Source organism: Massilia sp. CT11-108, from assembly GCF_047302915.1.
GTDB lineage: Bacteria > Pseudomonadota > Gammaproteobacteria > Burkholderiales > Burkholderiaceae_D > Telluria > Telluria orientalis.
On the sequence record NZ_JBKYMO010000273.1, the window covers coordinates 1 to 7,690 of the forward strand.

The following is a 7,690-nucleotide window of genomic DNA, read 5'->3' on the forward strand; positions in this document are numbered from 1 at the left end:
CGCGCATTGCGCGGGGCGACGGGCGTCGTCTCGGGGGTCGCCGCGCCGCCACGGTCGCCGTAGACGCCCGAGGTGCTGACATAAACCACCCGCGTGCCCTCGGGTAGAATGGCGGTCAAATTGCGCGTGCGCAAATCGAGCGCGCCGTCCTGCTGTGGCGGCGCAAGATGAACGACCCGCTGCGCCAATCCTGCCAATCGCTTCAGTGTCGCTGGCCGGTCGAGGTCGGCCACCACGGGGACGGCGCCCGCCGCACGCAGTGCCGCGCACCTGGCGGGCTGGCTCGTCACGGCGAACACGCGAAAACGCTCGCGCACCAGCGGCAGCAAACGCATGCCGACGTCGCCGCAGCCCACGATCAGGAGGCGCGGCTTGTTGAACCTGACTTTGTTTTTTGTATCCATTCGAGGATTGTATGACGTTTCAGATCACTGTCCAGCCCAGCGGCCACCACTACGACTGCGACGCGGACGAAACCGTGCTCGCGGCCGCGATCCGCTCCGGCATCGGCCTGCCGTACGGCTGCAAGAACGGCGCCTGCGGTTCCTGCAAGGGCAAGGTCGTCGAAGGCACGATCCACCACAAGCCGCACCAGGCGCGCGCGCTGACCGAGCAGGAAAAGCTGCAGGGCTTCGCGCTGATGTGCTGCGCCGTGCCCGAGGGCGACGTGGTGATCGAAGCGCGCGAAGTGGGCGGCAGCAGCGAGTACCCGGTGCGCAAGATGCCGACCCGCGTCACCGCCATCCGCCGCGCCGCGCCGGACGTCGCCATCCTCACCTTGCAACTGCCGGCCAACGAAGCCCTCGCCTACCGCGCCGGCCAGTACATCGAATTCATGCTCAAGGACGGCAAGCGCCGCGCCTACAGCATCGCCAGCGCGCCGTCGCTGGGCGGCCCGCTCGAGCTGCACATCCGCCATCTCCCGGGCGGCGCCTTCACGGACCATGTGTTCGGGGCGATGAAGGAACGCGACATCCTGCGCTTCGAGGGTCCGCTGGGTACGTTCTTCCTGCGGGAGGAGTCCGACAAGCCGATCGTGCTGCTGGCCTCGGGCACCGGCTTCGCGCCGGTCAAGGCGCTCGTCGAGCACATGATCCACCTGAAATCGGAACGCCCCGTCGCCCTGTACTGGGGCGGACGCCGGCCGCAGGACCTGTACATGCACGAGTTGTGCGAGCAGTGGGCGCGCGAGCTGCCCCACTTCAAGTACGTGCCGGTCATCTCGGACGCGCTGCCGGAAGACGGCTGGACGGGCCGCACGGGCTTCGTGCATGCGGCGGTGATGCAGGACATCCCCGACCTGTCGAACCACCAGGTGTATGCGTGCGGCGCGCCGATCATGGTCGATTCCGCGCGGCGCGACTACGTCGAGCAATGCGGCCTGCCGGCCGACGAGTTCTACGCCGACGCCTTCACGACGGAAGCGGACCTGGCCCAGTCCTGACGTCCCCGGGCGGGGCGCACATGCAGACGCGATTCCTGTATATCTAGACAAGGATTTGGAGTATGTTCCCGTTTGCCCCGGCCGCACCGGCCGGTTACCAAACAAGAAAGGGTCCAATAACATGTACAAGACGCTCCGCCGTGCCCCTGTCCTGCTCGCCCTGTCGGCCGCCCTCGTATCGACAGCCCTCCTTTCGGGCGCCCTCCCCGCCCACGCTGCCGACCAGGCCGGCAACAACTGGCAAACCGTCCTCGCCAGCCCGCTCCGCACGGACGACGACCGCAAGGGCGACGCACACCGCAAATCCGCCGAATTCCTCACGTTCGCCCAGGTGAAGCCGGGCATGAAGGTGCTCGACGTGTCGTCCGGCGGCGGCGCCACCGCGGCCCTGCTGACGGCGGCCGTGGGCCCCAAGGGCGAGGTCTGGGCCCAGAACGCCAAGCCGAACGCCAAGCTGGACGCGCGCCTGGGCCAGGCCACGCTGCCGAACCTGCACGCCGTCGTGGCGGACTTCAACGATCCGGTCCCGAAAGGCACGCCGCCGCTGGACCTCGTCACGATCAACATGTCGTACCATGACATCGTCAACACGCCGGCCGACCGCGCCGCGCTGAACAAGCGCCTGTACGACGCCCTCAAGCCGGGCGGCCACCTCGTCGTCATCGACAACGCGGCGAAGAAGGGCAGCGGCCTCACGGCGACGAAGACCCTGCACCGCATCGACGAGGACACGGTCGTCGACGAGGTGACGAAGGCCGGCTTCAAGGTCGACGCGAAGAGCGACTACCTGCGCGCGCCGTCCGACCCGCGCGAGCAGCCGTTCTTCGAAATGAAGGGCGCGCCGGACGACAAGTTCGCGATCCGGTTCGTCAAGAAATAAGACCGCTGTCAAGACAGCGCGTTGCGCGGACATCAGGCACAATGAGGGTTGCATTCCCGCCATTCCCTCTCCCAACCTATGTCCGTGCTTTCTCCGACAGGGCGCCTTGCCGTCCTGCGCAACCGTAACGTTTCGTTCTACCTCTCCTCGCGCTTCCTCGGCACGCTAGCCGTCCAGATGCAGAGCGTGGCCATCGGCTGGCAGGTCTACCAGATCACGCACAGCCTGTTCGACCTCGGCCTCATCGGCCTCGCCCAGTTCGCCCCGTTCCTCGTCCTGATCCTGTGGGCCGGCCACGTGGCCGACACGCACAACCGCCGCAAGATCGTTCTCGCGTGCATGGCCACGCAACTGCTGTGCAGCCTGCTGCTCGTCGCATTTACCCTGTCCGGCAGCAAGACCGTGTGGCCCGTCTACGCCGTGCTCGTGCTGTTCGGCAGCGCGCGCGCGTTCATGCAGCCCGCTTCGCAGGCCGTCCTGCGCAACCTCGTGTCCACGCAAGACTTTTCGCAGGCCGTGGCGCTGAGCTCGTCGACGTTCCAGGTATCCGTGATCGCGGGTCCCGTGCTGGGCGGCCTCTTGTACGTGTTCGGGCCGAACGTCGTCTATGCCGTATCGAGCACGCTGCTCGTCATCGCCGTGCTGCTGATGGCCGGCACGAAGAGCGCGCCGCAGGCCAGAAGCAAGGCGCCCGTCAGCTGGCACACCCTGCTGGAAGGGCTGCGCTTCGTGTGGTCGCGGCCGATCGTGCTGGGCGCCATTTCTCTCGACCTGTTCGCCGTGCTGTTCGGCGGCGCCACCGCCCTGCTGCCCGCGTATGCGCACGACGTGTTGCACGCCGGCCCCACGAGCCTGGGCCTGTTGCGGACCGCGCCCGGTGCCGGCGCCACCTTGTGCTCGATCGCGCTCGCGTTCTGGCCCATCACGCGCAAGGTCGGCGCTTGGATGTTCGGCGGCGTCGCCCTGTTCGGCGCGGCCACCGTGACGATGGGCCTCACGCACAGCTTCTACGTCGCCCTCGTCGCGCTGTTCCTGCTGGGCGCGGGCGACATGGTCAGCGTCTACATCCGCCACCTGCTCGTGCAGTACGAGACGCCGGACGAGATCCGCGGCCGTGTCAGCGCCGTGAACGCCGTGTTCATCGGCGCCTCCAACGAACTGGGCGAATTCGAATCGGGCCTCACGGCGAGCTGGTTCGGCCTCGTGCGCGCGATCGTGTTCGGGGGCGTCGCCACGCTCGTCGTCACGGGCACGTGGATGAAGCTGTTCCCCGTGCTGTCGCGCATGGACCGCTTCCCGCACCACGAGGCGGAACAGGCGGCCAAGGCCGGAGCCACGTGATGGAACAGCAGCCAGGCTTCCTGTTGCGCTTCATCCGCAGCCGCCCGTACCTGCTCGGCGCGCTGATGCTCGGCGTGGCGGTCGGGATCCTCGTCCCGGACCGCAACATGGGACACTCCAGCGACCTGCGGCGCGCACTGATCGGCTGGAACAGCGGCGTGTGGTCCTATCTGCTGATCATGGCGTGGACGATGTTCCGCGCCGATCACAGCCGCGTGCGCGCGATCGCCGAAAGGCAGGACGAAAGCGGCGGCGCCGTGCTGAGCGCCGTCGTCGGCGGCGCGATCCTGAGCGTCTATGCCATCGTGACGGAACTGGCAAACATGAAGGAAACGTCGGAGCACGTCAAGGCGCTGCACTACGGATTCACGGCGCTGACCGTGATCGGTTCCTGGCTGCTGGTCGGCGTCATGTACTGCTTCCATTACGCGCACATCTACTACACGGCCAGCAAGCACGCGCTGCCGCTGGAATTCCCCGACCAGCACACGCAGCCGAACTACTGGGACTTCCTGTACTTCTCGTTCACGCTGTCGGTCGCCGTGCAGACGTCGGACGTGACCGTCAGGACGCGCGCCATGCGCAAGCTCGTGCTGGGCCATTGCGTGCTGGCGTTCTTCTTCAACCTCGTCATCCTCGGCCTGTCCGTGAACATCGCGGCGAGCCTCGTGAACACCTGAGTGCGCGTGCGGGACGACGGGTTTTCTCCGGAGCGGGTAACATCGATGCAAATGTGACCACTTTTGGAGGAGTTTATGGAAGTTAATGTCAACACCGATAACACGATCCAGCGCCATTCGGGCCTCGACGAACGCGTCCGCACCATGGTCGAAGAAGCCATTTCCCGCTTCGGCGACCACGTGCGCCGCGTGGACGTGCACCTCTCCAACGAGAACAAGGAAAAGCACGAAGACGGCAGTAACTACTGCATGATGGAAGCGCTCGTCTCCGGTTATGCGCCCGTCGTCGTGCATGCGCATGCGGAAAACCTGCAGCAGTCGATCACGAGCGCCGTCGGCAAGCTCAAGCGCGCCCTGGACAGCGCCATCGGCCGGCTGAACGACAAGAACAAGCGCGAACCGCTGCCCGTGGACGCCGAATCCGATAAAGACCTGACCAGCAATTCCTGATCGCAGTCGCGGGCAACGGACTGCCGCCAGTCGTTGCCCGCCAAAAGTGTTGCAAAAATTAAAATATGCTTGCGTCATCCGGAGCGTCCATATACGCTTGTCCGGACAACTGCAAGCATCATGACCACGACTGCACAACCCACACCCGTCGCCCGGACCGACAAGCTCCTGACCATCGAAGCGGCCCGCGGCATCGCCGCCCTGCTCGTCGCCTTCTTCCACGGATCGCACGTCGTCGAACTGGCCCAGCCCGACCGCGGCGCGCCGTTTGGCGGCTTCTTCGGCTTCGGCCACGCGGGCGTGCCGTTCTTCTTCGTCCTGTCCGGCTACATCATCTATTACATCCATCATGCCGACCTCGACCGTCCCGGCAGGCTGGGTTCGTTCGCGTGGAAGCGCGCGACGCGCATCTATCCGCTGTACCTGGTCGTGATGGTCCTGATCACCGCGAAATATTGGTTCGCGGGGAACCTCGCGTGGGATTACTGGGTGAAATCCGTGCTGCTGTTGCCGCAGAGCCAGTTGCCGATGCTGATCCAGTCCTGGACCCTCGTCCACGAAATCCTGTTCTACGCCCTGTTTGGCCTGGCCATCTGGCGCGTGCGCGTGAGCCGCTGGGTGCTGCTTGCCTGGGCGATCCTGTTCTGCACGGCGCGCGTGGTCGATCTCCAGCTGCCGGCCGGGCTGTTCGGCGACACCGTCCGGACGCTCGCCTCCCCGTACAACCTGCTGTTCCTCCTCGGCATGGGCGTCGCGTGGGTGCTGCGCCACCGCACGATCCGCTTCCCGCGGCTGCTCGCACTGGCGGGTGGCCTCGCCTTCCTGGCCACGGGCCTCGTGGAGGACACCGGTCTCTACAAGAGCATGGCCGAGCACGGCCTGTTGCCGGTCGTGCTGTACGGCGTGAGTTCCGCCTGCATCATCATTGGCCTCGTCGCGGCCGAAACTGCCGGCAACCTGCGCGTGGGCCGTATCGGCGGCCTGCTGGGCGCGCTGTCCTATCCGCTGTACCTCACGCACGGCATCGCGATCAGCATCGCCGTCGAGGCCGCGCGCAAGCTGCACTACGCCGGATCGGGCGCCCTGCTGCTGACCGGTGCCGTGGCCGTGGCCTGCGTGGCGGCACTGGTCGTGCACCGCTGCGTGGAAAAGCCGGTGGCCAGATGGCTGCGCAACGTGTGGGCCCGCCGCGGAGCGGCCCCGGCCTTTACTTGAGCGTCTGCAGATAGCGCAGCCCGGCCAGCGCACGGCTGCCGTACCACGACATCATCTCGCCGTCGACGAGAACCACGGGAATCCCCAGCTGCTTTTCCAGCGCGTCCGCATGGTCTTCCGTGAAGCGGTAAGGCTCGGTCGACAGCAGCACGGCATCGAGCCCGTCGACGAGCGCCTGCGACCAGGCGAAGCGCGGATACCGGTCCGTGCCCAGGTCCGGCACGCGCCAGCCCAGTTCGGCAAGCATGTTCGCGATATACGTGTCCTTCGACACCGTCATCCACGGATCCTGCCAGATGCAGTAGAGCACCGTGCGCGCCGGTCCCTTCGGCGATGCGTGCAGCGCCGCGTACTCGGCCTCGAAGGCAAGGCACCAGCGCGCGGCGGCCTCTTCCGCGCCGAAGATCCCGCCCATCAGCCGCGCCAGGGGCACATTGTCGCGCGGCGTGTTCGGATGCGTGACGACGACGTGCGGCACGAACGCGGCGAGTTTCTCGACGGTCGGCCTGGCGTTCTCGTCGATGTTGACGACGACGTGCGTGGGCGCGAGCTTGCGGATCTTCTCGATGTTGACGTCCTTCGTGCCGCCCACCTTGGGGATGGCCGCGACCACGTCGCGTGGATGGATGCAGAAACCCGTGCGGCCGACGAGCTCGCCGGCGAGGCCCAGGTCGCACAGCAGCTCGGTGATCGACGGCACGAGGCAGACGATGCGCGCTGCGGGCGCGGGTGCGTGCTGGTGGCCGAGGGCGTCGACCAGGAAATCGGGGGCGGTAGTCATGCCGCCATTGAAACACTGTTGTTTATCGGCGCCAAGCTTCGGCGCTGGTATTTCGTTCAGGTATCATGCGAGGTTGTCAATATAAGTTGTCGCCTGGCAGTCAATCTGATGATCGTGACCGGCACCTTCGGTGCATCCCCCTACAGCATCCGCGACTTGCAGCTCTTTCGCGACATCGACGATCCCGCCGTCACGCAAGCGCTCGCCGATTGCCGGCTCGTGCGGCTGCCGCGGGGCGAAGCGCTCGAGGACGGCCTGCGCGCCCGCCTCTACATCCTGCTCGCGGGCAGCCTCGCCGTGGAGGGCGCGCTGGGCGAAGGCAATGTCGAGCGCATCCTGCCGGGCGAAAGCGTGGGCGAGCAGTCCGTGCTGGACGATGCCGCGAACCTCGACGCCATCGTCGCGCTCGAAGACAGCGAGCTGCTCGTCATCGAACCCGACCGCGTGTGGCAATTGATCGACGGGCACAACAGCGTGGCGCGCAACCTGTTGCGGCTGCTGTCGTTCCGCATCCGCGCGACCAACGCCCGCCTGCGCCGGCGCCAGAAGCTGGGCGAATTCTACCGCCAGCTGTCGTTCAACGACGGCCTCACGGGCCTGTACAACCGTGCCTGGCTGAACGACGCGCTGCCCAAGCTCGTCACGCGCGCGCGCCAGGACGGCGGCCCGCTGTCGCTCGTGATGATCGACCTCGACCACTTCAAGCGCTTCAACGACACGCATGGCCACATCGCGGGCGACGCCGCCCTGTGCGCGGCCGCGGGCGTGATCCGCGCGGGCCTGCGGCCGACCGATTTCGCCGTGCGCTACGGCGGCGAAGAAATGATGGCGATCCTGCCCGCCACCCCGCAGGCGCAGGCGGTCACGGTCGCCGAGCGCCGGGCGCGTATACACCTCGG

9 protein-coding genes are annotated in these 7,690 nt (G+C 66.7%); 7 read left to right on the plus strand and 2 right to left on the minus strand.

The annotated features are described in order from the left end of the window. Positions 1-404: NAD-binding protein (locus tag ACEN88_RS19880; RefSeq protein ID WP_413342300.1), on the minus strand; the 404-nt coding region annotated here is incomplete at its 3' end. An 11-nt stretch (positions 405-415) separates the two neighbouring features. On the opposite strand from ACEN88_RS19880, the gene ACEN88_RS19885 reads away from it, so the two are divergent. The 6 genes from ACEN88_RS19885 (at position 416) to ACEN88_RS19910 (ending at position 6,010) form a co-directional block, all read left to right on the plus strand. Then, positions 416-1,444, plus strand: a complete 1,029-nt coding sequence (locus ACEN88_RS19885; protein ID WP_413342301.1) for a CDP-6-deoxy-delta-3,4-glucoseen reductase — start codon at positions 416-418, stop codon at positions 1,442-1,444. Positions 1,445-1,565: 121 nt separating this feature from the next. Then, on the plus strand, positions 1,566-2,324 hold the full coding sequence (locus ACEN88_RS19890; RefSeq protein ID WP_413342302.1) for a class I SAM-dependent methyltransferase: 759 nt from the start codon (positions 1,566-1,568) through the stop codon (positions 2,322-2,324). Between the two features lie 78 nt (positions 2,325-2,402). Next, positions 2,403-3,665 carry an MFS transporter gene (locus tag ACEN88_RS19895; protein ID WP_413342304.1) on the plus strand — a complete coding sequence of 421 codons (1,263 nt, stop codon included), beginning with the start codon at positions 2,403-2,405 and terminating at the stop codon, positions 3,663-3,665. Continuing rightward, on the plus strand, positions 3,665-4,345 hold the full coding sequence (locus ACEN88_RS19900; RefSeq protein WP_413342306.1) for a DUF1345 domain-containing protein: 681 nt from the start codon (positions 3,665-3,667) through the stop codon (positions 4,343-4,345). The genes ACEN88_RS19895 and ACEN88_RS19900 overlap by 1 nt, the downstream gene beginning before the upstream one ends. Before the next feature lie 75 nt (positions 4,346-4,420). Next, complete coding sequence (locus tag ACEN88_RS19905) at positions 4,421-4,795, plus strand: HPF/RaiA family ribosome-associated protein (protein ID WP_413342307.1); 375 nt, start codon at positions 4,421-4,423, stop codon at positions 4,793-4,795. Between the two features lie 120 nt (positions 4,796-4,915). Further along, the gene (locus tag ACEN88_RS19910; RefSeq protein WP_413342309.1) at positions 4,916-6,010 is read left to right on the plus strand and encodes an acyltransferase family protein; all 1,095 of its coding nucleotides are present in this window, start codon (positions 4,916-4,918) and stop codon (positions 6,008-6,010) included. Here ACEN88_RS19910 and ACEN88_RS19915 read toward each other — a convergent pair. Further along, entirely contained in the window at positions 6,003-6,791 is a 789-nt protein-coding gene (locus ACEN88_RS19915) for a helical backbone metal receptor (RefSeq protein WP_413342311.1), read from the minus strand. The two genes, ACEN88_RS19910 and ACEN88_RS19915, sit on opposite strands and share 8 nt — an antisense overlap. Before the next feature lie 108 nt (positions 6,792-6,899). Between ACEN88_RS19915 and ACEN88_RS19920 the strand changes: the two genes are divergently transcribed. Continuing rightward, positions 6,900-7,690: GGDEF domain-containing protein (locus tag ACEN88_RS19920; protein ID WP_413342313.1), on the plus strand; the 791-nt coding region annotated here is incomplete at its 3' end.

Excerpts from the sequence above, each read along its gene's own strand:
- ACEN88_RS19910 (WP_413342309.1), top strand. The coding sequence starts at position 4,916 with ATGACCACGACTGCACAACCCACACCCGTCGCCCGGACCGACAAGCTC.
- ACEN88_RS19890 (WP_413342302.1), top strand. The coding sequence starts at position 1,566 with ATGTACAAGACGCTCCGCCGTGCCCCTGTCCTGCTCGCCCTGTCGGCC.
- ACEN88_RS19905 (WP_413342307.1), top strand. The coding sequence starts at position 4,421 with ATGGAAGTTAATGTCAACACCGATAACACGATCCAGCGCCATTCGGGC.
- ACEN88_RS19915 (WP_413342311.1), bottom strand. The coding sequence starts at position 6,791 with ATGACTACCGCCCCCGATTTCCTGGTCGACGCCCTCGGCCACCAGCAC.
- ACEN88_RS19885 (WP_413342301.1), top strand. The coding sequence starts at position 416 with ATGACGTTTCAGATCACTGTCCAGCCCAGCGGCCACCACTACGACTGC.
- ACEN88_RS19895 (WP_413342304.1), top strand. The coding sequence starts at position 2,403 with ATGTCCGTGCTTTCTCCGACAGGGCGCCTTGCCGTCCTGCGCAACCGT.
- ACEN88_RS19900 (WP_413342306.1), top strand. The coding sequence starts at position 3,665 with ATGGAACAGCAGCCAGGCTTCCTGTTGCGCTTCATCCGCAGCCGCCCG.